We start from the raw sequence: 26253 nt of genomic DNA, 5'->3' as shown, positions 1-26253 counted from the left end.
TCAGACGTCCCATTTTTTTAGAATCTGTTTTTGGTTCGGCGCTAAAAATTTATCTTCTCGTAATTTGTAACATTCAGAGCCAGTATCAGTTTCTCCAAGTACTATATGTTTTGCAATTTCTTCAAGAGCGGTAAATGTTGAAGCATCTTTTTTAGATAAATATTCTAAAATCTTTTTCTGGTTTTTATTCATATCATATTGTATGATAATTCATTGATAAAGGCATTGATTTTATCATCTTGTTTCTATTTATGTTGATGATTTTTTCAAACCACATTCTCTTATTATCTGCATTTAGATTCACCATTCTCTCAATTACATTAAATTTCCCAATTTGAGATATGTCTCCAGATAAAATAGAACTTCGTAATCTGTTGACCCGCAGTATTTTCATCACTTGATACAATTTACCATCTCTTTCTATAGTGTCAAGATGCTCAATAGTTTTAGATCCTAATTTTCCAAATCCTCTTTTCTTCCATTTTTCATTGAATCTGATGTTATTTTATATGAAAATCATATTTTCAGATATTTTTTAAAAAAATTTCATCTCCATTTATCTCCATTTAATTCGTGCCTGGCTTTTGAAAAATAAATGGAGATTTTTCCATTTATTCCTCAAATTATTTGCAATATGTCATAATCTAGCAAATTATCACGATCGATTCCATAACCAAAAGGCAATTTACCTAGAGTTTAGAAAAACCGTAAGACTCTAACCTGGAAACCTCGCTTTTAGCAAAACAAGGATCCTCAAAATGAATAGAGAATCAGAAAACCAAACTACGAGAAAGTCAAGATCCTAAAAAAAGAAAATGAGAGGACGGTTAATCCTCATCATAGTCAGAGTCGTAATCTACGTCATCATTGTCGTCATCATATTGATAACTCATAGTAGATGTGGGTTGGAATTCTTGAATTTAAACAAGATGAATGATTTGTTCTCAAAGTTTTACTATCACAATCTGCATTACCGGTAACCAACTGCAAACAAGAATTTGTAAATTCAAGATATTTGGTTGTCCTAGTTCTGAATAAAGTCAATTAGGCTTTACTTCATTTACTTGTTTCCAGATGGCACGTCATGAGTAAAACCTCAAACAAAGCAAAAAAAGAAGCAAAGAAATCTGAAAAAGATAAAACTAAATAATTTATTTCTAGTGTAATCTTTTTCTTTTTTATTTATGTTCTCAAAATGATTCCTACATGCATAATGGAATCAGCATGAAATCCAAATGTTCGTTAAAAATAGTTATTGTAATTTCTTATGAATCTAAAAATTGCACAAAGGCGGATCTGCCCCCTAGGCAATTAGTAGAGTTATCATGAATTCGTACATTGGATTCTCAAACAATATGATCATCGACAATTGACTTTGGGCTAAATGAAATCAACTACTTTATTCCTTAATTACACGAATTAACACTGAGTATTTCGTGATACAGTTGCGTCTAAATCATAATACTTGGCAAGACACCAGGGTTTTGGTGAAAATCTAATGGAGACATTATGCTGGTCAAATTGCAATTCTTACAAAGAGTCAGAGTATGTGATTATTGGAATTTCTGACGAGTCTCATTCACATTCATTACGAAAAGGAACTTCAGAAGCGCCTGACAGAATAAGGAAAATCTCAAGGGACAGAGATGTATATGTAGAAAACAACAAGGAATCTTTAGCATATACAAATTCGGGAAAAGCTCAATCAAAAATCTTTGATTTGGGAAATATCTCTAGAGAAAATATCCCGCTAGTCTATGAAAGAATAACCGATGATGGAAAAGTGCCAATAACTATTGGAGGAGACCATTCTCTTACTGCATCCATCATACAGGGATTGGGGAATAAACGCGGGCCCATTTCTCTTGTCTACTTTGATGCACATCCGGATTTTCTTTCATCCACTAGAAATTTTTACGGTTCAGTTGTGTATGACTGCCTTCCGTATATTGATCCCAAGTCAAGCGTAATGATTGGTATCCGTAGTCCCGAATTAGAAGAGATCGAAAACATACAAAAATATGGAATCACGGTATTTTCGCCTGCCGATATTCAATACTATGGTTTCAAACAGGTAATCGAAGATATTCTCTCAAAGATAGGAAAAAACATCTACGTGTCTTTTGACATGGATTGCATAGATCCTGCCTTTGCACCGGGTGTTTCAGTTCCAGTACCCATGGGATTAAATCCAATTACTGCATCAATTCTTCTAAAAAGCATCACACAAGACGGGATATTGGGAATGGATATGATGGAAGTTTGTCCTAAATTTGATATTCAAGACAACACATCACATTTAGCATCACGAATGATTTGCGAATTATTGTCTTCTGTTAAAGTAAAACCTAAACTTCCTAATTTCTAAATTAAAAACAGATTCATTCCAAGCAAATTTTGTATGCCTATGCATCAATTAGTTCCAGAATTTTCTCTACTGCTTCCTTGGAGGTATCAACACCAACTATCCTGACATTCTCCCTTTGATCAATAAAACCATCAATGAATTTCTCAACTGAACCGCCCAAATTTCTAATTGCAACCATTGGTTTTTTGTACATGTATGCAGCAGTAGTTTCAGACAGAGTTCCAGAACCCCCTCCAATAATTATCACGCCATCAGCAGACAGTGCATTTAGGAAATCACGAGCAAGACCCATCCCAGTTGGAATGACCACATCACAGAATTCATTGGCCATAGCAGGATCATTTTGAGGAATGATACCAACTGTCAAGCCATTGCCGTCCTTAGCTCCATGAGCTGCTGCAGTCATTACCCCGCCTAATCCCCCACAAATCAACACAGATCCGGATTTTGCGACCTCCATCCCCACATCATATGCAATTTTTTCATGTTCCGGAGTGCACCCATTTGTATTGTGTCCTATTACTAAGATCTGCCTTTTCTTGACCACAGCCAGAATAGAAAAAATGGTTTGAAATACCTTTCCGAGAGAAAAAGATATTAGTAAAAAATCCAACATCACTTTATGGAAAGACGTTCAATGCCAGTATGTTTTACAGAAAAACAGTACAAAATGATCGAAGAATTTGCCAAGAGAAACGGCATGCTTAATGCAAGTCAAGCTCTTGAGAAAATCCTTAGCCAATAAACAATTTTTTTGTTATTTTTATTTTGTTTACATTTATAGATTAAGTCATATCAGAAGGATCAAAATGGGATTATTTAGTAAAAAACCATCATACTGTGCAATTTGCAACAAAGAGTTGTCACACAAACACAAACCAAAAAGAGAGTGGAATATCAAAGGAGTACTGTGCGGTGATTGTCATTTTGAAAAATCAAAGGAATACTATGAAGGCAAGGTCAGACAACCATGTGTAGAATGTGGAGAGACGCAGAAAATTACAGACTTGTGGGAACCAAGATGGCAATGGGACATGGAGGGTTTGTTATGCAAGAAATGTTTTGACAACAAAGAAGAAAGTCACGGTAAAAAGAAAAACTTTTGCTCATTATGTGGCGGAAAGATGGGTTTAATCAGATACAATCCAAAGGGACATTGGAAGATTGAAGGACAGTTATGCAGAAGATGTTGGGATGAAAAGAAATCAGAGTTGGGATAAACGTGGGATTTTTTAAAAAAACAAAATGTGATTTGTGTGATAAAAAATTCTCAAAAGAAGAAGAGTTAATGAACCACAAACAGATTGTTCACGGCAAAGATTTGCAGTATGATTGCAAAGAGTGCAACAAGTTTTTCTCAAACATGGAAGATATGAGAACCCATTTACAAAGAGAGCACAGCTACAAAAAAGACAGATAAATTAAATTGCTTTAACTGTTTTGACTACGGGCGGTCTTACTTTGGTAAATACTCGAAACCCACAGATACATTTGATTTCAGGCAATCTTGATAGTTCAGTGTTTGAAACTATAGTTCCGCATCGCAGACAAGAATAGTTTACATCAAATGTTTCAACAGGAGTTTCCTCAATTTCTTCATCATCAAAATTTTCAACCATGTTTATCATCAAAATTTCTATAATTTAAGGCTACCAGATTATGTCAAGGACAATTCAATGTAAACATCGTCAGGGATCTTTAGCCTCATTAGTTGTCGGATAGCTTTATCATCAGCGTTGATATTGATAATTCTTCGATGCATTTTCATCTCCCATTTTTCATAAGTTTCTGTTCCGCTACCGCAAGGAGATTTTCTAGTTGCCACATGTAATCTTTTTACAGGAAGTGGTGTCGGACCTTTTACCTTAACACCTGTCTTTTTACCAATACCCATGATTTCACCGCAGACGCCATCTAATTTTGGCAGACTGGTTGAAGTGAGTTTAACACGGGCGGTTTGAGTCATAAAAGATCCGCCTATGGTTTGTACTCTTCGGTAATTTCCTTTACAATTCCTGCTGCGATAGTTGCACCCATATCTCTAAGTGCGAATCTACCCATTTCAGGGAATTCTTGGAATGTTTCAATACAAGTTGGTCTCACCGGTCTGATTTTGACAATTGCAGAGTCACCAACTTTGAGGAACTTTGGATTTTCTTCTTCAACTGCGCCAGATGCTGGGTTTATCTTTTGGAGGAACTCAGTAACTGTTGCTGCCACTTGTGCTGTGTGTGCATGCATTACTGGTGTGTAACCAGGAGCAATTGCTGTTGGGTGGTGAATGACGATAATTTGTGCTTTGAATTCTTTTGCAACCATTGGTGGTGCATCAGGAGTTCCAAGTACATCGCCTCTCTTGATATCTTTCTTTTCAATACCTCTAAGGTTAAAACCAATGTTGTCACCTGCTTCTGCAGATGGCATTTCTGTGTGGTGAGTCTCAATAGATTTGATTTCACCTTGAGCACCAGATGGCATGACAATAATTTTTTGTCCTGCTTTCATAATACCGGTTTCAACTCTACCTACTGGGACTGTACCTACACCTGTAATGGTGTAAACGTCCTGTATTGGAACACGTAATGGTTTACCTACTGGCTTTTCAGCAATAGTAAAGTCATCAAATGCTTCAAGCAAAGTTTTACCTTTATACCAAGCCATGTTCTCAGATCTTTTAACTAGGTTGTCACCTTTCCATCCAGAAACTGGAATGAATGGTACGTTCTCTAGTTTGTAACCTACAGATCTTACTAATTTTTCACCTTTCTCTTTGGCTGCATTAAAAGCATCTTCTTTGTATTCTACTGCATCCATTTTGTTGATTGCAACAATTAGTTGGCTTACACCAAGTGTCTTGAGCAAGAATGCGTGTTCTCTTGCTTGTCCACCAGCTGCAATTGCAGTATCAGTTTCGCCTTCTTTTGCTGAAAGTACTAGAATGGCTGCGTCTGCTTCAGAAGCACCAGTAATCATGTTTTTAATAAAGTCCCTGTGACCAGGAGCGTCAATCAAAGTAAAGAAGTACTTTGGTGACTCAAATTTTTGGAAAGCTAGATCGATTGTAATACCTCTCTCTCTTTCATCTTTAATGTTATCCATAACCCAAGCATACTTGAAAGTATCACCTTTTCCGGTCTTTTCTGATTCTGCACCGTGAGCTGCAATAGTTCTTTCATCTACAACCCCAAGATCCATCAAAAAATGACCCATAGTAGTTGATTTTCCATTATCAATATGTCCTGTAACAATCAGGTTCAAGTGTGGTTTATCTGCCATATGAATTGCCTAACTGAGGGCATTTATTACTGTTATGAATTTTTGAATAAAAATTTAAAAAAATTCAATTAATTTCAGATCACGAAACTTTGTCAAAAGCACATAAATCAAAGGATTAAAAATAAAAAAATATGAAAATTACAGTTTCCGTTATCAAAGCAGACGTAGGTGGAGTAGGCGGCCACACAAAACCCAGTGATGGACTAATAGAAGCAATTAGAAACACAGTCAAGAATTCAGGGGATTTACTAATTGATCACTATATTGGTTATTGTGGAGATGATACCCACATTGTCATGACACATACTCATGGTGTGAATAATGAAAAAATTCACAAACTAGCATGGGATGCATTCATGGCGGGAACTCAAGTTGCAAAAGAAGAGGGACTGTATGGCGCAGGACAAGATTTGCTTAAAGATTCTTTTTCAGGCAATGTAAAAGGTATGGGTCCGGGAGTTGCAGAGATGGAATTTGAAGAAAGACCAAACGAAGCATTTACTGTGTTTGCAGCAGACAAAACAGAACCTGGTGCATTCAACTATCCAATTTACAGAATGTTTGTAGATGCACTAAGTAACACAGGATTAATTGTAAACAAGAGTCTTGCAGCAGGAGTAAAGATGCACATTATGGATGTTGAAAAAGCGCAAATTGCAGAACTTGAATTATGGCAAGACAAGCCTACAATTGAAGCTGCGTTGATGTATCCAGGCAGATATGTTGTAGATTCAGTATATACAAAAGATGGGGAACCAATTTTAGATGCATCAACTGACAGATTACACAACATTGCAGGAACATATGTCGGAAAAGACGATCCAATTTGTCTAGTAAGAACACAAAAGAATTTTCCAGCAACAGAAGAAGTAGGAAGTGTGTTTAACAATCCACATTATGTTGCAGGAAACACAAGAGGAAGTCACAATATGCCATTAATGCCTGTAAAACTAAATTCAGCTGCAACAATCAACTTTTGCATTCCAATTGTACAAGCCCTAGTGTTCAGCATGCATAATGGAAAGTTAACAGGACCATTTGACGGGTTCTCTACTCCAGATTGGGATTACATTAGAGAAATTGCAACAAAGAAAGCAATTGCGATTAGAAGCCAAGGATTCATCCACCCAGCAACACTTGTCCCATCAGAACTAGAATATGCTGAAGGATACAGAGCAAGAATGGATGTTCTTGAAGCAAAGATGAAACCAATGGAAGAGACATCCTCCAGTGGCGATAAAAAAGAGAACTACGAAGATCCAGATTAGTGATTTCAAATCTTGCAAATCATGGGAAATAGTTAAATCAAAATGAAGTGTATTCTTTGTATCTTTGAATTCTTTTCAGAAGATCTTTGATTGGAAGACGTATATTTTCACAGCGTTAGCAGTGATATCATTTTCAAATTTTGTAGCGGTGTTATTTGGACAAACCATACCAGGAGTAGTTTTAGCATTTTTCAAAGTAGCAGGAGAATACGTGATTTTAGGGGCAGTTTTTATTTTTGCCCTTGCATGGTTACTTAAAGCAAAACCACATAATCGCCCAAAACAGTATTCGGTTGTAGTATTTGATGTGTTTGGAAAAATAAGTCGCATTGATGGGATTAGAACAGAATTCAAAACACACGATGTTGCATGGAGTTTTATGAAACAATACAAAGAAGCATATCCGCTATACAATTTTGCACTAGTTTCTGAACTTCCGAAATCAGACAAACCTACAATTTTCAGATACATCTAGATTCAAACTTTTATTCAGGATTAGCAGAGAGTTAGAATGGAGTTTTCCATTTTAGCTGAATCATTTTACAAAATGGAATCAACCAGAAAAAGATTAGAATTAACACAGTTCTTAGTGGAATTGTTTGAGAATACACCACACGACATAATTTCAAAAATTGTGTATTTGTTACAAGGAAAACTAAGACCTGATTTTGAAGGCATTGAGTTAGGCGTTGCAGAAAAACTTGCAATAAGGGCAATTTCAAAGTCCTCAGGAATACCAATCAAAAAAATCGAGGACGAATATAGAAAAGGAGGAGACTTGGGGCAAGCAGCATCGATAATACTGGAACAAAAAACACAAACAACATTTCTTGTCGAAGACATTACAATAGAAAGAGTCTATGAAACGCTATTCAAAATTGCAAAATTAGAAGGTTCTCGTTCTCAAGACATGAAGATGAAATACATTTCAAGTTTGCTAAATGATGCAACTCCATTAGAAGCAAGTTACATTTTGAAAATTTTGTTAGGAACACTGCGATTAGGAATTGCGGAGAATACAGTAATGGATGCATTAGCAATAGCATTTTCTGGAAGTAAAGAAAATAGAAAAAGTTTAGAACACGCATACAATGTTTCAAGCGACTTGGGAAAGGTTGCAGAAATAATTGCAACAAAAGGAATTGAAGGAGTGGAAAAATTTGAAATTATTTTATTTAATCCAATTAGACCCATGCTTGCAGACAGAGTAAAAAGTGAAGAAGAGGCAATGGAGAAAATGGGAAAAGAGTTTGCCGCAGAATACAAACTAGACGGAGAAAGAGTACAACTTCACATAGAAGGAGAAAAAGTAGTATTGTTTTCAAGAAGTTTAGAAAACATATCAAGTTATTATCCTGACATCATAGAAAGAATTCCTAAAGCAGTTCAAGCTGACAATATCATATTGGAAGCAGAAGCGGTCGCAATGAACGAAAACACAGGAGAGTTTTTACCGTTTCAAGAACTAATGCACAGGAGAAGAAAATACAAAATAGAAAAAGCGGTAACACAGTATCCAATTTCAGTGAATTTATTTGATGTTCTATATTGCAATGGTAAAAGCTGTTTAGAATTATCCTACAAAAACAGAAGAGAGAAATTAGAAAAAACGGTCAAAGAAGATGAATTCGTAAAATACATACCAATGACCATAGTCAAAAACAAAAACGAAATTGAAGACTTTATGGAAAATGGCATCAATGCAGGTAGTGAAGGATTGATGTTAAAGATGATGGATAAACCATACCAAGCAGGTTCTAGAGGAAATTACTGGTTGAAATTAAAACGAGAGTATCAAAACGAATTAGGGGACAGTTTAGATCTAGTTGTGATAGGCGGATTTTTTGGAAAAGGAAGAAGAACAGGAAGTTATGGAACATTGTTGCTTGCAACATATGACGAAGACAATGATACATTTCCAAGTGTTTGTAAAGTAGGAACAGGATTTTCTGATGAATCATTAGATCAACTGTATCAAATATTACATCCAAAAGTTACAATCAAAAAAAATCCCCGCATCATAAGTGAGATGGAAGCAGATGTATGGTTTGAGCCAGAGCTAGTAGTAGAAGTAGTGGCATCAGAAATTACACTTAGTCCAATTCACAAAGCAGCAGAAGACAAAATTAGAAAAGGTGCAGGACTTGCATTGAGATTTCCAAAATTTACTGGAAAAATAAGAGTAGAAAAAGCAGCAGAAGACGCATCAACTAATGAAGAAGTGATCACACTGTACAGAGGGCAAAAAAAAGTGGCACATGATAAAAATTTGATTTAACATGCTCAAAAAACATCAAAAGTCATAGAGGATTTAAATTACCTGAAGATTTTTTACATTCTGTTATGTATAGCGGAGAGCTTGAAGTTCAAGCAAAAAGAAAGGCTATAGCAGTTTTACAAGACGAAATAAACAGAATTCTAAATGCTGCAAGAGAACTAGCAACACTTCCTGAGCTTATGATGAAAAAAGACAAGACAGGAATTAAAAACGCATTAGAGCAAATTTCTACAATTGAAGAAGAAGTAGAAAGTCTAAGACGAAAGATCACCAGAGAAGTTGCAGATGTAGGAGGATTAATCATGAATAGAGAAAATCTCCTAAACACAGCATATACAATGGATGAGATCGCAGGTTACATCACAGGAATTTCATTCAAACTATCAAATGTAAAGCCAGCTACGCTAAAAAGTTCAAAACTTGATCAAGACATCACTAAATTAATCGAGCTTGTTGTCGATGAAGTCTACAAGTTGAATGAAATCATTAGAAGCCTAAACACAAACACTGCAAATGCAATTGAATTGGCTCAAGAAACACAAACAATAGAAAGAGAAATCGATATAAAATATCGAGATGCAACAATTAAACTTCTAAACGAGGTTACATCAACAAAAGAACTGATGTTAATCAAAGATGTTATAGAAGGAATTGAAGAAATGTCAGACAAATGTCAAAGAGTATCAGACTCTTTCATATTACTAGCATTGAGCCTATAAACAATTCACTCTAAATTTTTACTTTATTTTTAATGTTTTAAAAATTCTATAAACAACTAGAGAATTCATATACACAGAATGTTTCAGAATAATAATGAAAAGTGAATTAATTGAAAACAGAATCATTGTGTGGAATATTGAAGATTCACGCAAACTTTTCAGTCAAGGATATTATGGCAAACCAATAGGGATACCAAAACCAAAAATTGAGGAAATCGATGCGCCGTTGATTTTGGATCTTATTGAAGGGTTGTACCTTTTAGAAAACAAAAAAATAACCATTAGAAAATCAAAACAAAAAATTACTGTAGAGCAATTGACAGATATTTGTAGAAATGAAGTTCACGAATTTGATAAAAAATATCTAGTTTACAAAAATTTTCGAGACAAAGGATACATCATTAATCCTGGAATAAAATTCGGTTGTGACTTTGCAGTTTATGAAAAAGGTCCAGGAATTGATCATGCACCTTTTTTAATTCAAGTGTACACTAGAAACGAATCAATTTCAGCAACAGGGATTGTTCTTGCAGGACGACTTGCTACAACCGTTAGAAAACAATTCATTTTAGCCATTCCAAAAGGAAAGGATAAAGTGGATTTTCTTGCATTAGACTGGTGGAAAGCTTAAACAGATTTTACGTGACCTGCTATTCTGTCGTAAATTTCAAAAAGATCTTTTGTGATTCCAAAAGATAAATGATTATTCCACTTATTTCTAATTCTAATAGCACCATCAGTAGGTTCAACATAGATTGTTGCGTCTTTAACAGATTGCTTTGCAATCATTTCGTTTAGCTCAGCATCTGCATTGAGTTTTGATGCTAAACTGCCAGGCCCATCCCATTCAACTTTTTCGACAGTCTTTGAAGCGAAATGGCCTTTTGTTGTTAGTTTTGTTTTTGCTACAAAGTTACCAACGGAAGTTCCAGAGTCTCTTTTTACAATAAAATGCGCTTGGAATCTATCTAATGCGCCCCAAGGAAGTGGATCAGGATCTTGCATTTTTATCCCTTTTGAATTATTTGTATTGTGTCAATGTTTGAGTTTTTGACATCAAGACATCCCCTATTAGTTATCATTCTAGCTGTATGAGCAAAATATCTACTATAGTAATCTCCTTTTTCAACATCATCAGTACCAATTTCTTTAGGTTCTGAATCAATTCCAATTTCTTTTAGCATCCCACTAAATTTCTCAGGCCATGTTTGATAAACAAATGTATCTGGCTCTGTATCGTGCATTAAAAATCATGAATCATACCCACAAATAAAGATTCGGCGTTTGATGAACATTCCACTCACTTCTAATTGTGGCATGTTGAACCTCCCAGATACCAATATTTCTAGGAGACTTCCACAAAGAAAATGTTTTGTTGTGGATTTTTTTCATATTTAGCAAACATGAAAACTAACAAAAAACAATCATGATTGAGAAAAATCAATACATATATCAAATTTACCACATCAGTAAAATCACATCTTTGGCAATGACCTTTTTTCATGTCATGAAATCCCAATAAAAATTTGAACCTAAACTTCGTCAATAATTTTACATTAATTTACTAATTATGACCTATAGGTCTAGTGTAAATTGTTGTGATTTTTTCTAATCTGATCTTGTGTTAGATTCCTTTGATTCATCTGCAAGAAGGGTTGCCATGTTGGATTGAGTTATCTTTTGTATAACAATAATGGTATCTAGAATTAATGGTATTGCAATTATCATGCCTATTGTAGATATTATGATGGGCATAGACGTTACTGTTTTGATATCTGCTGTAAAGGAAATAAATATTGCAACCATGAGCAAAATCAGTCCAACAAATAACACATTTCTTGTTATTCTTTGTACTGGTTTTCCTACTGCCATGAACCCGATGTTGATGGTGATGGTATTAGATACGACCTCTACTACCTTTTCTAATCTTCTTACAAGTGAAAATATTGGATACACTACAAGCAGAATTGTAATTATTGTCACAAAGACTTCTGGTTCCATAAAGAAAGGCACCTCTGGATCTTCTAAAAGAAGTACAATTTCTGATGAAAAATAATCCATCGCAGACAGTATGGCTACTATGATTACAAGATTGACAAAAAACGTCATGCCGTATTTTTTGAATATGCTGACAAACTTGATGTGTTCTGTCTCATTTTGATTTGGAAACATCTTCCTGAAGAACTGGCCTGTTATGTAGACTGAGTTTAGGAATCTATCTGGTATGAGAGAACGAGGATCAGCTACAGTAGGTGTTATTCGCAAAAGTAGCGGCAGCAAAAACATGGTTCCAAGAGACACCAAAAGTATTACTGGGTAGATGGATTCTCGTAAGCTTCCATTGTCTACTCCTTGTTTTGCAAGTATGTATGAAAATTCTGCAATAGGTACCATTACTGTAGCGATGGTAGCTGCACTTGTAAGGCTGTTTCCTGCAATTGATGCTGCAAAAAAGTTACCGATGAACTTGCCAATTACTGCAATGGCAATTATTGGTAGGGCAATCCATATGGCTTCGGGGAATAAGGCCACATTAAACAGCATTCCTATTGAGACAAAAAATATCACTCCAAAAAAATCTCTGATGGGAAGTATCTTTTGTATGATTGATTCTGAATGTTTAGATGATGCAATTATCACTCCCATCAGAAATGCACCGATAGCAGTGCTCAGACCAAGAAAGTTTGCAAGAACTGCAAGTCCAAAGCCCAGCGCAAGTGCCGTAATGAATGGAGCCTCTTCCATTCTCATTACGTTGACTTTTTCTATTATTCTGGGAACTACTTTTACTCCCATTACAAGAGCCAATACAAAAAACACCAAGCTCTCAAGTATCATTATTCCAATGTCAAAGAATTCAATACCTTGACCTTCAGACATGTTGCCAAGAACTGCCAAAAGTAGTACGGCAGCAAGATCCTCTATGATGAGAATCATTACTACAGTGTTCATCTCTTTGGTGTTCACTAGATTTAGATCACGCAATAATCTGAGCGATATTACAGTACTTGTAATGGATAAAATGGCACCTAGGTAAAGTCCTTCTATGTGTGTCCAACCAAATGATGTTGCAGTGATGTATCCTAGAAAAAACACAATTGAGAGCTGAACTGTTCCGACCAAGATTCCTTTGGAACCTATTCTTCGAAGCTTGTCAATACTGAATTCTAGTCCTACAACAAACAGAAGTATGATTATTCCAAATTCTGCAAGTATGTTGATCAATTCTGTATCAGTTACAACTCCCAGTCCAAACGGACCAGCAACAATTCCAATTAGGATAAATCCAATCATGGTGGGAAATTTTATCTTGTGCATCAACCATGCACCAAACATGCCTCCGCCCAAAAGAACTGCAAGCAGTGAGATGAACTCTGTACTACCTGCAGAAACCATGCTGTTATACCGCTGTGTTATCTAATTAAATTAGTTACTATGAGTAAGAAACTATTGTTTTATCTTGTCTTTTGAATCAATCAACATAAAGATCAATCCTATTGCAGATACGCTTCCTCCGACAAATAGATACTTGTAACTTGTATCCCATTTTGAAGATAGTATGATAGAATTTGTTATGTCATACATTACTACTGCGATTCCAATAAACAGGATCATTTTAGAGGCATTTATACGCAATAAATCCATGCTACGTCTTTTATGGTGTGAAGTTTTTAAACTTTTTAAGCCAAAAAGAAAAGGCAGGAATTTTGCCAGAGGTTCAATGAAAAATTAAACGACGCATGTCAGACAAGAATGAACTTTTGCATTCATCCATGTTGAGCCCTTAAAATCATAGTATGGCGACCAGTCTAGATTTTCCTGCTCTAGTCCAGGATAGCAACCTCTACAACCATAGCACGGAGCGTCTTGCCAGTCCTGATTTTCCACACATAATCCAAAACTATCAGAAACAAGATATGGAGAGATTGCAAATCCCACCAATACAAGAAAAATCATAAAACACTTCATAATATATGAAATCCTAATACGTCATTGAAAAATGCTTCTGATGTTTTGTATCAAATTCAGGAATACTTTTTATAAAATATTTGCAGGTGCAAATAACTTAAAATGAATATATGGATTGTTTATCGATCCACATAGATATTTGTGGATTGTTCAACCACCTGCAAAATCTACATTGTGGATGGCTTAACACATCATTCCTAAAGATATCAAGAAAAAAGTCCAGAGATCAATCGAATTAAATATCACAAAAGTTTTGGAATTTTAGCTAATGCCAAAATTCCAAAATAAAATTGCCCTAGTTACAGGAAGCGGAACAGGAATAGGCAAAGCTATCGCTACAAAATTCATAGAAGAAGGAGCTAGTGTGATTATTCTTGGAAGAAGAAAAGAACCCTTAGAAGAAGCAGCAAAGGAACTTGAAGGAAGAATCCCTCAAGGAATAAACGCATCAGTTAGAATTTTTGCGGGGGTTGATGTTGCAGATGAAACAGCAATGAACAACATGTTTGATGAACTAAAAAAGAACAATGTCACTATAGATTACATAATTAACAATGCAGGAGTCTCAGGACCAGTAACATGTTTTCCAAATGCCCCACTTGATGAATTTAAAAGTACAATTGGAATTCATCTCACAGGTACGTTCTGGGGATCTGTTCAGGCTCTAAAAGTAATGAAAGAAGGTGGAAAAATTATTACAATATCCACATTCTTTACAGAAGAAAAACCACTAGAACAGAGACCTTATAGATTTAGAAGCCCATATACTGCATCCCAAGGAGCAAAAAATAGATTAGCAGAATTAATGTCATGGGAATTGACAGATAAAGGAATCATATCTATCGCTACAAATCCAGGTCCAGTGCATTCAGATAGAATTTACAAAACGGTTTACCCAAAAGCCGCAGCAGAGTTTATGCGGGTAAGCGGATTTGAAGATTTGTCCCCAGTGCAAGTTGATGAAGCAAACAGAGAATTACTCCCATTATTAGGAGAAGATGAAAGTGTAATTAAAAAAGGAATTATTGATGCTGCAACTAAACTTGCAAACGGCAAAGATGCATCCAAATTAACTGAAACATTTACCAATCTACTAAACAAAATTCAAACCATTGCAGAAAAGGTTCAAAACAACACATCTCATATGATTGCAAACAGAGAATTTCTTTCACAAGGACAAGTTGCTGAAACAGTTCTCAATCTATGTGACGATGAAATTGCAAAAATAATTAATGGAAAAGTAATTCCCGGAGATAGAGTATTTTATCCAGTTAAACCACATATAGGAACTACCGCACCAGGAGTACATCAACCAGACTTTACTGGAAAAGCAGTCGTGTTTACAATTGACGCGACAGACAAAGCAGATGTTGAAAGAGCTGAATTTTTAGCACAACATGTAGAGAAAAATGGCGGAAAAGTTGCATGCTTTATTTCTCAAGACACACCCTTAGAATTACAAGAATACATCAGCAGTAAATTCCACTCCCATATAGTAGACATCAAGAATCCTGATGAAGTTGCGAGGTGGTTAAACACAGCAAAAACAAACATCGGGGATATTTTAGGAGTTATTCATGTAACTGGAAAACTACCAGACATACCAAAATTAACAGAAGTATCAAGAGCAGAATGGGAGGCTTTAACTGAAAAATTCATTTCAACTCCAGCAACAGTTGCACAAAGAGCACTTGAACAATTTGTTCCAGGAGGAGCTAATGATCCTCGTCTTTACAAAGATGCTAAAGGAGCAATTATGATAATTGGGCCAGATTTGCCAATTGGAAAGAAAGTAACAGGAATACAGAGAGCACAAGTAGAGGTTTTCAGAGGAGCATTAAGACCATTTACAACCACAGTTAACCAAGAACTTAGTGACGTTCTAAATTCAAAAATTAGAATGTTTACAATTTTTCCAGGTTCAGTAACAGGTGCAGAACCAAACAATCAAAGAATTGCAGACGCATTTAATTTTCTAGTTACTGATAATGCTTTATCATCAGCAGAAATTGTTTTCTGTGTTGATGAAACAAGATAAGAATGAAAAAATTTTCAGAATTCAGAGTCGGAGATTCGTTTTATTCCACATGTAGTATTTCAAACAAAGAATTAGAAGAATATTTGAATTTTTCAAGAGTTAGAAATGCATTCCTAGAAGATAGAGAAAAAGAAAAAGAAAAGATTGTTTCAGGAAGAGCAATTTTATCCAGAATGGAAGGAGAATTTACAAGATTGAGTCAGATTTATGGGAATCATATTATTTTTGTTGGAACAGATGGGGATCCAGACTGGAAAAACAGAAACACAAGATTTCTAAAGACATTATACACCAATCAAGTTTTGAAATTAAAATTCACAATATCACAAAAAGATGACATTGATGAAGAATATGGAAAGATTGGAATTGATTATGAAGGAACCAATCAAGAAGGAGAAACCATTGTTATTTCAAAAAGAAACATTTACAGAATAAAGAAAGAACCTCCTAGATAAAATAAAACCGGGAAGCCGACTAGTAGTCAACCTTTTTGCACACAATTTCGGCCCCATCCAGGCACAACAAAATTAAATCACGAAAAACTTGGTGTTTTTTCATCGAATTTGAACCAGCATTAGAGAAGTTTGATTCACAGATCAAATACTGTTTTTCAAGTATTGAACCACAGAAGGGATTTGAGCCAGTAAGACAATCCCCTTTCAGAGAATTGAGTGTAAGTCCTAACAGGTTTGAACTTTGTAATTTTCATTAATCTGAAGATGTGTAGTATTAAACTCCAAAGATCTTTTCTAATTCGCTAACTTGCTTAGTGGGTTTTGATAGAATTTTATTTTGTTTGGATGGTTTTGATAGAATTTTAATCCTATTCTCATAATTCAATTCTAAGCGTAGAACTAGATTCCAGCCAGGGTATGCCGTAACTCCAATTGCAAATAATATTGCAACAAAAATATCATACCATTCCATATTGTGTTTTAATAAAACCGCTTTTTTAAACATTATTTATTAAATTGAGATTAAACAATCTTGACAGTCCAAACTCTGACAGGTTTGGTTTAGTGGACTGTCGGGTTTGAACCCTAGTTTTCATTTTCTAATCAACTACAAAATACCCAATTCTTTTCCATTCACAGTTATTCTTATCCCAATGATGTGTCGAATTATCTGAATTTGGATTACCTTCTGAATCAAATCCATCTGCTCCACAATATGAAAATTGAACTGTAATGCCATCCTTGTATTTAGTCCAACCTCTCTCAATCAGTTTCTGTTTGGTTGATTCAGTTACACATGCAGGAGAGCCATCATATTTTTGAACTAAAACATATTCTGATTTACACAAAAAATCATTTTCATTCAAATCAAACATCATTGCACGATTCTGTTGAACTTTAAGTGGATATACAAGATCATAGTATTCTGAGTCTTGTTTTTCAAAATCAAAAGGATTCAAACAATCAATTATTTGAGAACTTTGAGAATCCCAAAAAGCAGTTGAATTTGCAAGAAAGGTATTAAGTCCGGGCATGAGATCAAACTCTAAAATTATACTACCATCTTCTGTTTTAGTAGGAATTATCTTCTCAAATCGGTTATCTTCTGGAAAATTAAAAGATGGCGAACTTATGATGTAATAGGTGCTATTCTCATATCCACCAGGCCAGTTCATGTTATTTGGAAATTTGTATTTTACATATCCGGATTCAGAAATAGAATTTTTATCAAGTATAAAGTCTGATGTGAAATGACATCTGTTAGAAGAGTCTTCTACTAATGCATCAATTGGATAATATTTGTATTGATAGAATTTTTCACCATAGTGAAAATCACTAAATCGTCCTGTATCAAAACCATCTTCTGAAAAACTCTGAACAGTATTAAAAAATCCTGCAAAAGTTATTATTACAACAATCATCAAAGTTCTAGTTTTCATTTTCTCTTTCTCCTAAATACTACAAAAACTGCTATTCCAGCAATTAGAATCAATAAAATAGACGTAATAATTATTGCCAGTCTCTGAGAAGTTACAGCATCCCATCTCTCAAGTTTCTTTTCTTGTATGACTTTTTGGTTTTCCTCAAGTTGTATTAGTTCTTGTTCCGTAAGGGATTCATAAACCACACTTGTAGGACTTGAACGAATCTCATGATTAGATGTTACAAGCTGTCTTGCAATCTCCAGAGTGGATGGAAATGCATGAAACTTTGGCCAACAAGGATCAGTTAGAAGCGACAATTCCTGTCTATATACAAACACAACATACTCAAAGCCATCTTCAAACTTGTAATCCCAATTTTCATTAACCGTTATTGAGATTTCCTCATACGCATTTCCCTTAAACGACTCTAGTACCTGAAACGTCACAATTGGCATTTGCGGATCCCATGTAAGGTAATTTTTGTCAAGAACCTTGCCGTGAATCACATAATCTGATTTGTCAAAGACGTCACCTAGATTCGGAATTGCACATGATAGAGATTGCACATCAGGAGTAAATCCTGAGAAAATCAAAAACAAAATTAGGGGAATTGTCAAAAGTTTGGTTTTCATTATGCGCACGCAATCCTTGTTTCATTTACCGCAATCACTTCATCTAATTTTTCTAAAGTATCTGTCAGTGAAATAACAACGGAAGAACGTTCGCCCCAATCTCCCTTTACGTTTGCTACAAACAAAGAATCATTTTTGTAAAATGAAATATCGTCTGCCGTAAATTCTAGTCCTTGTACATTTAGAGCATCAAGCATCACTGTCTTTGTGTAAAACTCATTTGGTGATTTTGTAACGTTCATCCAAAAACCGGTCTCACATAAGGGATCATAATCTAAATTTCGGTTGTAGTCAATGATGTGCCCATCAAGTAGTAATCCAAAACAATATGCAAAACCAGATCTGGGGTGCTTTACCCAAAGAGGAGGGTTTGTGCACTCATACATTACAGCATACACAGATACAAAACCAGATAGGAATGCCAGTCCTGTAATTAATAGAATTGTCAAAAGCCTAGTTTTCATTTTGTACAACACGGAATAATCGACTAACTTGTGGGACAGACACATCATCACTTTGTTGCAAGGTTATTTTGTAATGTCCTGACAATTGAAATAACGGGCCTCCATTAGTAATGATTGTAGAAAAGGTACCATCAGAATCAGGCAAGATGACATCTCTAGAAACAAATACATCTTCAGGATTATACAAATGCATGATAATTTCTGATTTTGTATCAGTGGTTTTACCTGTTACTATCCATACTGAAGGATCAGACTGATTGATTGCATCTAGTTTTATCACAGGCCCAGTTCCAAAGTGAGATGAAAAAGAAAATTTTGCCAGTTCCCTAAAATGTTCAATGTCAATTATTTCTCTTGGATCTTTGTCGTAAAGATACATCACATAGTTTCCACGTGGCAACTCCAGATAATCTAAATCATAAACAAATTTCTGCCGTTTGATTTGTTCAGAGGATTCAGCACAGATCTCCCCATATGGAATAAAAGACAATGTCTCATCACGGTTGTCATTGTTGACTATCCTAAGATAAAGCGAATCACACGCATCAAATCCCCATTTTTCTACAGATATCGGAATGAATTGATCAAGGTTTGTCTTTTCCATTTTGATTTCATATCGTGGTAAATACAATCCAAATACAAGATCATTGTCATCAGTAAGATATGCCCAATCATTGTAAGTCAATGGACAGCCAGTGTCATTAAACTCATCATTTTGTATAATGTCCCATCCTGGAAGCTTAGGTTCGCAAGACAAAACATTTCCATCATCATCAACATATGATTTGCAAGGAACATAGTTGTCTTTTGACTCTTGCAGAAGTTTATCAAATTGCTCTGCGCACTGGTAATTGTCAGGTACAGATACTATAGGAACATCAATGGAGATCTTTCCATTGGAAAATACTATCGGAATGTCTTCAGGGTAACTAGAGATGATTTTCTTTATTTCAGAGTTGAGTTGTGTGTTTTCAATTATAACCTCAATCTCTTTTGTTTGATGGTTTAGATTTACTGCGTAGGAGCTTGGAGGCAATCCTTCATGCAATTGCCTAACTTTTTCTCTGATGCTAATCTCAACTCTCTCAAGATTTGCTTTTAGGTTTGGTTCTATGTATGAGCGTTCACCTGGCTTTGGTTGATTTTCTATTGCTAGTCTTTCATACTCTAACTGCTCTAAATAATTATCATATCGGTCAAGAACGATAATTGTTGCAAACGGGACAGTACTAAAAATAACTATTCCAATAATTAGCAATAACCTAGTTTTCATTTTCTATTCTAAACTCCCAACGAATGGTATTGCCTGACATGGTTTTTACCAGTTCACCATTACTAGTACAAAACTCAACAAGTGGGAAAATCTGGTTTCCCCATGGCGGATATCGGGGATAATCTTCAGGCAAATCTATTTTCTCTTTACCATGCTCGTTTAACCAATATGCATATCGATTGCAACTATCATAAAGAAAAACGGGCCTCATCCCATCATTGTATACTAGTGGGCTTCCATTACCAAACACTTCGCTAAATTCTGATGTAAGCGGGGTCCCATCATCATCCATAACAACAATGATTCCGTCAGTTCCAGGTCTTCCATGATACTCGTAAATTCCAGGCTCATCAAACGTCACAGTAACATACTCATCAGGCAAGATTACTCCAGTACTCCAAGGATTGTCAGGATCATTGGAGTTTATCGTAACTGGAGTTTTATCAGAATTATACCAAAGTACTTTACTGCCAGGACCGATTGTTATAAAATCAGGAGATACATATTGCTTCATTGTTTTTGTGTTTTGGAGTATAGATATTTGGTATTTCTGTGAGAAGATTGATTCTGAATCATAACTACTATCATCAAGCGATTCTGTTTCATGCCAGAGAACTGTGCAAGTTCTAGAATTTGAGAATACATAATGAGTACAAAATAAAACGTATGACTGGTCATCTTTTACTATTGAGAAATTCAATGGAATCATGACTGCAACAAAAACGGCGATGCAGATTATTATCAAGAATTTAGTTTTCATTGTCTTCTCCAAATTAAAATCATTTTTTGGTTTTACAGTTTTAGTGATTAGGATTAACAAATCTTCCCATGAACAATATTTGATCAGTTTCATGGTCCTGTATAATATAGATAAACGGATGATTGCCATTAAACGTGTATGGAGAACCTGATTGCAACTCAGCCATTGCCCCAGTTGCAGCAGCAGCCTCTGTTCCCAACTCATGAAGATCAATTGCAGTCTTGTGGACGGCCTCATCTATGAAGATGTTGGGATAATTTGCCATCCCACTTAGATCAGCCAATTCTCTAGAAAATGGATGAGTCATTCCCATTTCTGTTAGGATTTCCCTAAGATCATAGTCCATTTCCATTGAAAATTTTGGCATAATTACTGATACCATTTTTTCAGATAGTTTGGATTTTAGCTCATTAAAATAATTTGCAGTAAGATTGTCTTCCAACTGTTTTAGCTGATGCATCTCAAAGGATTGCAAAAGATACATGGATGCTCTGTTACTTTTGTAAGGAAGCTCAACAATTTTTACTGCATCATCTTCATAATAATTAAAATGATAATTTTTAATCTTCATCATATCTATCATTTGTACATTGTCAGGAGTGACAAAAAATTTCCTTTCATATGTCATGCCAGGAGGAAATTGTTTTTCCCACAACCCGTTAAAGTAAACTGTGTTAGTTGCCGCCATCAAAGTCAGCGGTCCAGTGCTATTGTCTTCAAAGATTTTTTCAATTTTGCCGTTAGTGTTTTCTTTGACCCACTGATTTATGGTTTGAACTCCATGATTGGAAACAAAATCAACATTTTGTGAGGATGCAGCATAGTCATTTGTAACTATTTTTTCATATTCAGGGTTTATTTCATACATGTCTGAAACCCAGATTCCGTTTTTGACATTTAGTTCAAAGTCAGGGTTTTTCTGGTTTAGGTTTTTAATTGTATTTTTGTAGGATAATCGTCTTTTCTCAGAATCTTGCTCAAACTCAAATAATTGATGCATGTTTTCTCTAGTCTCGCCTTGTGCAGATTCATAAATTATTGCAAAAACAATATCGATACTAATAGGTGAGAAAAACAAGTTTTCATCAGAATCAGATAAGTGTCTGTAAAATTTGAAACCAAAATCATTTGAGTTTAATGAGGCATAATCAGAAAAATTAATCGGGCTGTCTTTGCTTACAACATATTCAGATTTAGGCACCACTATTTCTTCAGGTTCTGCCCCATCAAAGGGTTCTTTTAGTTGATAAACAAAGTCATCAAAATTATTTATCGAAGGACTAGCAACAGACATGCCAACAATAACTGCAATTACAGATAGGATTCCACTAATGATCAAGAGTCTAGTCTTCATTTTCTAATTCCCCTCAAGAAATTCATTGTACTTGCTTTGTGACGGAACAAAACCCCAGTCTCTTTGAATCAATTTTGCAACAGTGTCTTTTGTGGCGCATGCAGGATGATTGTCATATCGAGGTTTGGTATCGTCATTTTTCAGAATCAGAAACAAGTTTTCCTTGCACCACACATCCTGTGCATAGATTTGTGCATCAATCTGTTGTTTTGGGGACGAACCATGATCAATGATTGCAGTGCCAAAAGAACCATCTCCCCCTCCCTCATGTTTTGAATTAAAGCCATAGGTTCCCATCTTGGTTGGCACAAATGATACAGTGACTGTTTCAAACCCTACACATTGAGGGATTGTTCCATTTACAACATCAGAGAATGCAAAGCCATTAGTGTGTGCAGTTAGTCCCACAGAGTAGTCCTGTTCTGTCATGTCAGAATTTGTCACAACAAAATGTATGTCAACTGGTTTGCCAGTAAAAAAGACATCGTACTGTCCATCTTGAGTCCAAAAGAAATGAGGCTTGAATCCTCTGTATGTTGAAAGAAACTCTTGTGCTGAACACATTGCATCAGATACGCGAGATTCAAAAGACAAGCGATATAGATCATCGGATTGAAAAATCAAGAACAGACCTCTTTGCCCTTGTTCATATGACGTACATGGAGTACCTAATTGTCGTCTGTTAGGATCACAACCCAACGCGACAACTGTTTTACTGTCAAATGACTGAGGCTGTATTACCTGCTCTATGTCTATGTGAAACTCTGTAGGTTTACCATCAAATACTTTAACATCAGATATTGTACCAAGAACAATCAAGTTATCTCCCTCAAGTAGTTCCTCTGTAGAACTTGGAATTACAAGACCCTCTGCAAGTAAGGGAGTAATCAATGCAGAAACAAGTGCAAGGAATAGTAAAACTCTAGTCTTCATTTCAATCAGCTGCCATCATGGTGACACTGTAAACATTATCTTTGTATTCAAAATGACTACTGAATCCATCATTTGATTCGCCGAACTGTTTGGCATATTCAGATTCTAGCCAATCATGAATGCCGTGATGGTTTGGGACTGAATAATCTTTTTGAATGGTTTTGATGAATAACGTGTTGTCATACTTTGATATATTATAATTCTCAAACTTCCACATTTCATTTAACAGATCAAAGACTATTGGGTCAATGTTTTTGTCATCAATAACTAGTGGCGGCATTGCATCGTGTTCTTCCCCTCTATCTTTTTCCCAATCATAGTATTCATCCCAGCTTGATAGTGTAATGTATACAGTAGTATATCCTGCTGAATGTCTAACTTGTAATCGGTCACCAGGTCTTAATGAATTAGTTTCTGATTCCAGACATACAAAATTCTGCAATATTGTTGGAGGGAAAATATCTCCATTTGTCACTTCTATTCGATAATATCCAGAATCATCACAAACAAATTCGTTAAAATAATCCCCCATAGAATACGAATTAAAGATAACAAGTGGGACATCAGTACTAACACAAAGATTTTTTGGAATATGTTCAAACACAGATTGATCATACATGTCAATTATTCTGAGTTGAAGATTTGAACAGTCAGAAGATTTTCCCCACTCTAGCAAATCAAACTGAACTTTATCTCCCATATTGTAATGATTTTGGTGTGGAGTAATTGCATATTCCAGATATTGTTCTCCTGAATGATATTGTTTGGAATATTCCTCTACTGCATTTCTTTTCTCATCAAGGGTTTCAACAGGAGTGCTACTGTAAGAAAAAGTTCCCTCTAACATCATAGACATTACATTCCTTCCCATCCATTCCATCTCCTTTTCCGGATCAGGACCTGCAGGAAGCATTAATCGAAGTTTTGCCCAACCTCGGTTGATAAGTTCGGATTCAGAGTCAGGATATACACATGCAGGTTTGTAGTGAGTGTTCCAGACAGGGTATTTGTCTTTGTCACATATGATATGTCCCAATTTGATTCCAAGTTTCATTTGTTTTAGCGGTGGAGGAATAACATCTGAAACGGGTTTTTGTTCTATTGATCGAGCAGAATCCCAACTACTAGAAGAAGATTTTGTGGAATTTTCTATTTCATCAACAACGCAGATATTATCATGGAGTGTTGTTCCTGGACCACAATCATAAAACACAGGAATATCTTGTTCAGGTTCAGGTATTGGAGGATCAGATGGTTCATCTGCAAATGAACTTCCCATAAATCCAATCAAAACAAGAAAAATCACAAAATACTTCATAATGTATGAAATTTTACAGTCATTGAAAAGTGCTTCTGAGGTTTTGCATCAAACTCAAATGTGTAAAACAGATCAATTACCATGAAGACCTGCGCTCTCACGCTCTACTGCCAACTGGTATTGAGACGGTACAGGATAAACACTCTCATCATAATCATGATAAACTATGTCATTTTCATTGCTTGTAAAAGGACTCTTAGGAATCTGCAGGCATTGAGTGTATTCTAAATACAAAATAGCTAACGTGTCACGAGCACTTGGAAGATGATCGTCTCCAGAAAGGTTACATCGGATAGAATAATCCAAGACCCCATTGCGAGGATCATAATCCATGTTCAGTGTTATGTAGTGAAAAGTTGTAAAATTCATAGCAGTCAAGTCTATACGCGCATTCCTATTGTTGTGATTTTTGAGAACCACGCTGGCATCAGGGTATTTTGCTTTGAATTTTGAATAGATGACCTCATTGCTGAAAATCTCCATTGCTTCTTCATCTGTGAGTTTTGGTGTTAGCGCATCATTCCAATTACGTTGCGCATCTGATATGATGTTTGGAAGGACCATAATTAAAAATATTGAAAAGAACATCAATGCTATTGCCACTGCAATTACAATTGCAATTTTTAGTAGTTTTTCCACAGGTCATAGCACCTCAAACGTACAGATATTCATGTGTACATAGATTGATTATATTTTGGTTATAACGTTTGATTAAATCTGAATTTTACCGAACATTTAATTCATAAAATATGACAGATGGAATTATCATGAAAGACGGGGATGAAGACATAGAGATCATCTCAACAGAAGATGATAGAATAAAGATCATCGGTGAGATATTTAGCAATGACTCTAGCAGAAAAATTTTGAAGACAATCTCAAAAGGCAACGAAATGACTGCAAACGAGATTGCACAAGAAAATGAAATATCCCTAGCATTGGCAATACATCACCTAAAAAGAATGCAGTCTGCAGGAATGATCAAAGTATCCAAAACAGGAATTTCCGCAAAGGGTCAGGAAATGAAATATTATGTTTCTACAAACCAGTCTTTTCTCATTACTTCAGAAGAATCAACCAATTCACTTGTGGAATCATTGAAAAAGTTCTCCAAATTTGCAGCAATAGGAATGGCAGGAGTTGTGTCATGGTTTGCGCTAAAACCAAATCAGGGGAATTTGGACATACAACCTCACGATTCAGGGATGAAATCATCCATAGATGAATTTGCAATTTCAGAGGATGAGGTAGAATTTTCAGAATCAATTGCCGAGCCCGTTCCGGAACCTGAACCGCAGCCAGAACCTGAACCGGAAATAGAGTATTGGGATTCAGCAGACACTGATGCTGTATTTACAGGATCTGCTTCAGCAGACAGAACAGTATACCCACAACCGTTTGATTCTCTAAATGACGGAGGAGTTGAATCACTAGTTGTCGCAATGGTTGTTTCAGTCAGTGTTGTGATTGGAGGGATAGTTTTGGAGCGAATACTTGCAAGATTATACAATAAACGAAGGCAAAATAAAAAGTTGCGAGACAGATTGCCATGACTATATGCAAAGGAAGATGCTCACAGTCAGAATCTACAACAAGGCATATTGCATATCATACAGGGGGATGCTACTGCAAGATATGCGACTATTATTTTAAAAAAAGATTCCTGCGTTGCCCATGTTGCAATATTCGTGTCAGATACTCTACTCGCTCTAACAGAAGAAGAT

The 26253-nt window shown here is 35.6% G+C and carries 32 protein-coding genes; 11 read left to right on the top strand and 21 right to left on the bottom strand.

Annotation, left to right across the window (positions count from 1 at the left end; all coding sequences use genetic code 11):
- Together K5783_RS02390 and K5783_RS02385 are read right to left on the bottom strand one after the other, a co-directional pair.
- A complete protein-coding gene (locus tag K5783_RS02390; protein ID WP_297471960.1) occupies positions 1–192 on the bottom strand; it encodes a hypothetical protein in 192 nt (63 codons plus the stop codon).
- 1 nt (position 193) lies between these two features.
- A complete protein-coding gene (locus K5783_RS02385) occupies positions 194–394 on the bottom strand; it encodes a hypothetical protein (RefSeq protein ID WP_297471959.1) in 201 nt (66 codons plus the stop codon).
- Between the two features lie 1104 nt (positions 395–1498).
- Here K5783_RS02385 and K5783_RS02380 point away from each other — a divergent pair.
- Positions 1499–2368, top strand: a complete 870-nt coding sequence (locus K5783_RS02380) for an arginase family protein (protein ID WP_297471958.1) — start codon at positions 1499–1501, stop codon at positions 2366–2368.
- Positions 2369–2405: 37 nt separating this feature from the next.
- On the opposite strand, the gene K5783_RS02375 is transcribed toward K5783_RS02380, so the two are convergent.
- Positions 2406–2915, bottom strand: a complete 510-nt coding sequence (locus K5783_RS02375) for a TIGR00725 family protein (protein ID WP_297471957.1) — start codon at positions 2913–2915, stop codon at positions 2406–2408.
- A gap of 262 nt (positions 2916–3177) precedes the next feature.
- Between K5783_RS02375 and K5783_RS02370 the strand changes: the two genes are divergently transcribed.
- Together K5783_RS02370 and K5783_RS02365 are read left to right on the top strand one after the other, a co-directional pair.
- Positions 3178–3588 carry a hypothetical protein gene (locus K5783_RS02370; RefSeq protein ID WP_278975160.1) on the top strand — a complete coding sequence of 137 codons (411 nt, stop codon included), beginning with the start codon at positions 3178–3180 and terminating at the stop codon, positions 3586–3588.
- A gap of 2 nt (positions 3589–3590) precedes the next feature.
- A complete protein-coding gene (locus K5783_RS02365; protein WP_109877244.1) occupies positions 3591–3788 on the top strand; it encodes a C2H2-type zinc finger protein in 198 nt (65 codons plus the stop codon).
- A gap of 1 nt (position 3789) precedes the next feature.
- Here K5783_RS02365 and K5783_RS02360 read toward each other — a convergent pair whose 3' ends face one another.
- The 3 genes from K5783_RS02360 to tuf are packed head-to-tail and all read right to left on the bottom strand — an operon-like array spanning position 3790 to position 5644.
- Positions 3790–3996: an RNA polymerase Rbp10 gene (locus K5783_RS02360; protein WP_366939141.1), complete on the bottom strand. Its 207-nt coding sequence runs from the start codon at positions 3994–3996 to the stop codon at positions 3790–3792.
- Between the two features lie 29 nt (positions 3997–4025).
- Entirely contained in the window at positions 4026–4334 is a 309-nt protein-coding gene (rpsJ, locus tag K5783_RS02355; protein WP_008299200.1) for a 30S ribosomal protein S10, read from the bottom strand.
- 11 nt (positions 4335–4345) lie between these two features.
- The gene (gene tuf / locus K5783_RS02350) at positions 4346–5644 is read right to left on the bottom strand and encodes a translation elongation factor EF-1 subunit alpha (RefSeq protein WP_109877246.1); all 1299 of its coding nucleotides are present in this window, start codon (positions 5642–5644) and stop codon (positions 4346–4348) included.
- Between the two features lie 131 nt (positions 5645–5775).
- On the opposite strand from tuf, the gene fbp reads away from it, so the two are divergent.
- The 5 genes from fbp (at position 5776) to endA (ending at position 10540) form a co-directional block, all read left to right on the top strand.
- Complete coding sequence (gene fbp / locus K5783_RS02345) at positions 5776–6912, top strand: fructose-1,6-bisphosphate aldolase/phosphatase (protein ID WP_297471955.1); 1137 nt, start codon at positions 5776–5778, stop codon at positions 6910–6912.
- Between the two features lie 64 nt (positions 6913–6976).
- Positions 6977–7387, top strand: coding sequence for a hypothetical protein (locus K5783_RS02340; RefSeq protein ID WP_297471954.1), 411 nt, complete (start codon positions 6977–6979; stop codon positions 7385–7387).
- Positions 7388–7423: 36 nt separating this feature from the next.
- On the top strand, positions 7424–9190 hold the full coding sequence (locus K5783_RS02335) for an ATP-dependent DNA ligase (RefSeq protein ID WP_297471953.1): 1767 nt from the start codon (positions 7424–7426) through the stop codon (positions 9188–9190).
- 65 nt (positions 9191–9255) lie between these two features.
- Positions 9256–9909, top strand: a complete 654-nt coding sequence (locus K5783_RS02330; RefSeq protein ID WP_109877250.1) for a DUF47 family protein — start codon at positions 9256–9258, stop codon at positions 9907–9909.
- A gap of 94 nt (positions 9910–10003) precedes the next feature.
- Positions 10004–10540, top strand: a complete 537-nt coding sequence (gene endA, locus K5783_RS02325) for a tRNA-intron lyase (RefSeq protein WP_297471952.1) — start codon at positions 10004–10006, stop codon at positions 10538–10540.
- On the opposite strand, the gene K5783_RS02320 is transcribed toward endA, so the two are convergent.
- From K5783_RS02320 to K5783_RS02300, 5 genes are all read right to left on the bottom strand, one after another.
- Entirely contained in the window at positions 10537–10914 is a 378-nt protein-coding gene (locus K5783_RS02320) for a hypothetical protein (RefSeq protein WP_297471951.1), read from the bottom strand. The two genes, endA and K5783_RS02320, sit on opposite strands and share 4 nt — an antisense overlap.
- Before the next feature lie 2 nt (positions 10915–10916).
- Entirely contained in the window at positions 10917–11153 is a 237-nt protein-coding gene (locus tag K5783_RS02315) for a hypothetical protein (protein WP_278975142.1), read from the bottom strand.
- Between the two features lie 364 nt (positions 11154–11517).
- On the bottom strand, positions 11518–13305 hold the full coding sequence (locus K5783_RS02310; RefSeq protein WP_297471950.1) for a cation:proton antiporter: 1788 nt from the start codon (positions 13303–13305) through the stop codon (positions 11518–11520).
- 51 nt (positions 13306–13356) lie between these two features.
- The gene (locus tag K5783_RS02305; protein ID WP_297471949.1) at positions 13357–13554 is read right to left on the bottom strand and encodes a hypothetical protein; all 198 of its coding nucleotides are present in this window, start codon (positions 13552–13554) and stop codon (positions 13357–13359) included.
- Between the two features lie 84 nt (positions 13555–13638).
- Positions 13639–13866, bottom strand: a complete 228-nt coding sequence (locus tag K5783_RS02300) for a hypothetical protein (RefSeq protein WP_297471948.1) — start codon at positions 13864–13866, stop codon at positions 13639–13641.
- Positions 13867–14146: 280 nt separating this feature from the next.
- Here K5783_RS02300 and K5783_RS02295 point away from each other — a divergent pair, with 280 nt between their 5' ends.
- Together K5783_RS02295 and K5783_RS02290 are read left to right on the top strand one after the other, a co-directional pair.
- Positions 14147–15916, top strand: a complete 1770-nt coding sequence (locus tag K5783_RS02295) for an SDR family oxidoreductase (RefSeq protein ID WP_297471947.1) — start codon at positions 14147–14149, stop codon at positions 15914–15916.
- A gap of 2 nt (positions 15917–15918) precedes the next feature.
- Positions 15919–16371: a hypothetical protein gene (locus tag K5783_RS02290; RefSeq protein WP_297471946.1), complete on the top strand. Its 453-nt coding sequence runs from the start codon at positions 15919–15921 to the stop codon at positions 16369–16371.
- 274 nt (positions 16372–16645) lie between these two features.
- Here the strand turns inward: K5783_RS02290 and K5783_RS02285 are convergent, their stop codons facing one another.
- The 10 genes from K5783_RS02285 to K5783_RS02240 all read right to left on the bottom strand — a co-directional run bounded on the left by K5783_RS02285 (position 16646) and on the right by K5783_RS02240 (position 25168).
- Positions 16646–16843: a hypothetical protein gene (locus tag K5783_RS02285; protein WP_297471945.1), complete on the bottom strand. Its 198-nt coding sequence runs from the start codon at positions 16841–16843 to the stop codon at positions 16646–16648.
- 127 nt (positions 16844–16970) lie between these two features.
- Positions 16971–17810 carry a hypothetical protein gene (locus tag K5783_RS02280; RefSeq protein ID WP_297471944.1) on the bottom strand — a complete coding sequence of 280 codons (840 nt, stop codon included), beginning with the start codon at positions 17808–17810 and terminating at the stop codon, positions 16971–16973.
- Positions 17807–18427 (bottom strand): hypothetical protein, encoded by a 621-nt coding sequence (locus K5783_RS02275; protein WP_297471943.1) that lies wholly within the window; start codon positions 18425–18427, stop codon positions 17807–17809. Before K5783_RS02275 ends, K5783_RS02280 begins: the two co-directional genes overlap by 4 nt.
- Positions 18427–18891 carry a hypothetical protein gene (locus K5783_RS02270; RefSeq protein ID WP_297471942.1) on the bottom strand — a complete coding sequence of 155 codons (465 nt, stop codon included), beginning with the start codon at positions 18889–18891 and terminating at the stop codon, positions 18427–18429. The genes K5783_RS02275 and K5783_RS02270 overlap by 1 nt, the downstream gene beginning before the upstream one ends.
- A complete protein-coding gene (locus tag K5783_RS02265) occupies positions 18881–20164 on the bottom strand; it encodes a hypothetical protein (protein ID WP_297471941.1) in 1284 nt (427 codons plus the stop codon). The genes K5783_RS02270 and K5783_RS02265 overlap by 11 nt, the downstream gene beginning before the upstream one ends.
- Positions 20154–20924 (bottom strand): hypothetical protein, encoded by a 771-nt coding sequence (locus K5783_RS02260; RefSeq protein WP_297471940.1) that lies wholly within the window; start codon positions 20922–20924, stop codon positions 20154–20156. Before K5783_RS02260 ends, K5783_RS02265 begins: the two co-directional genes overlap by 11 nt.
- A 40-nt stretch (positions 20925–20964) precedes the next feature.
- The gene (locus K5783_RS02255) at positions 20965–22278 is read right to left on the bottom strand and encodes a serpin family protein (RefSeq protein WP_297471939.1); all 1314 of its coding nucleotides are present in this window, start codon (positions 22276–22278) and stop codon (positions 20965–20967) included.
- A gap of 3 nt (positions 22279–22281) precedes the next feature.
- Positions 22282–23211: a hypothetical protein gene (locus K5783_RS02250; protein ID WP_297471938.1), complete on the bottom strand. Its 930-nt coding sequence runs from the start codon at positions 23209–23211 to the stop codon at positions 22282–22284.
- 1 nt (position 23212) lies between these two features.
- Positions 23213–24529, bottom strand: coding sequence for a hypothetical protein (locus K5783_RS02245; protein ID WP_297471937.1), 1317 nt, complete (start codon positions 24527–24529; stop codon positions 23213–23215).
- Between the two features lie 72 nt (positions 24530–24601).
- A complete protein-coding gene (locus K5783_RS02240) occupies positions 24602–25168 on the bottom strand; it encodes a hypothetical protein (RefSeq protein ID WP_297471936.1) in 567 nt (188 codons plus the stop codon).
- 110 nt (positions 25169–25278) lie between these two features.
- Between K5783_RS02240 and K5783_RS02235 the strand changes: the two genes are divergently transcribed.
- Positions 25279–26082, top strand: a complete 804-nt coding sequence (locus K5783_RS02235) for a helix-turn-helix domain-containing protein (protein ID WP_297471935.1) — start codon at positions 25279–25281, stop codon at positions 26080–26082.
- Positions 26083–26253: the final 171 nt, after the last annotated feature.

It is taken from the genome of Nitrosopumilus sp., from assembly GCF_025699125.1.
GTDB lineage: Archaea > Thermoproteota > Nitrososphaeria > Nitrososphaerales > Nitrosopumilaceae > Nitrosopumilus.
The sequence above is the reverse complement of the archived record's forward strand: the minus strand, read 5'-3'. Positions and strand labels throughout refer to the sequence as shown.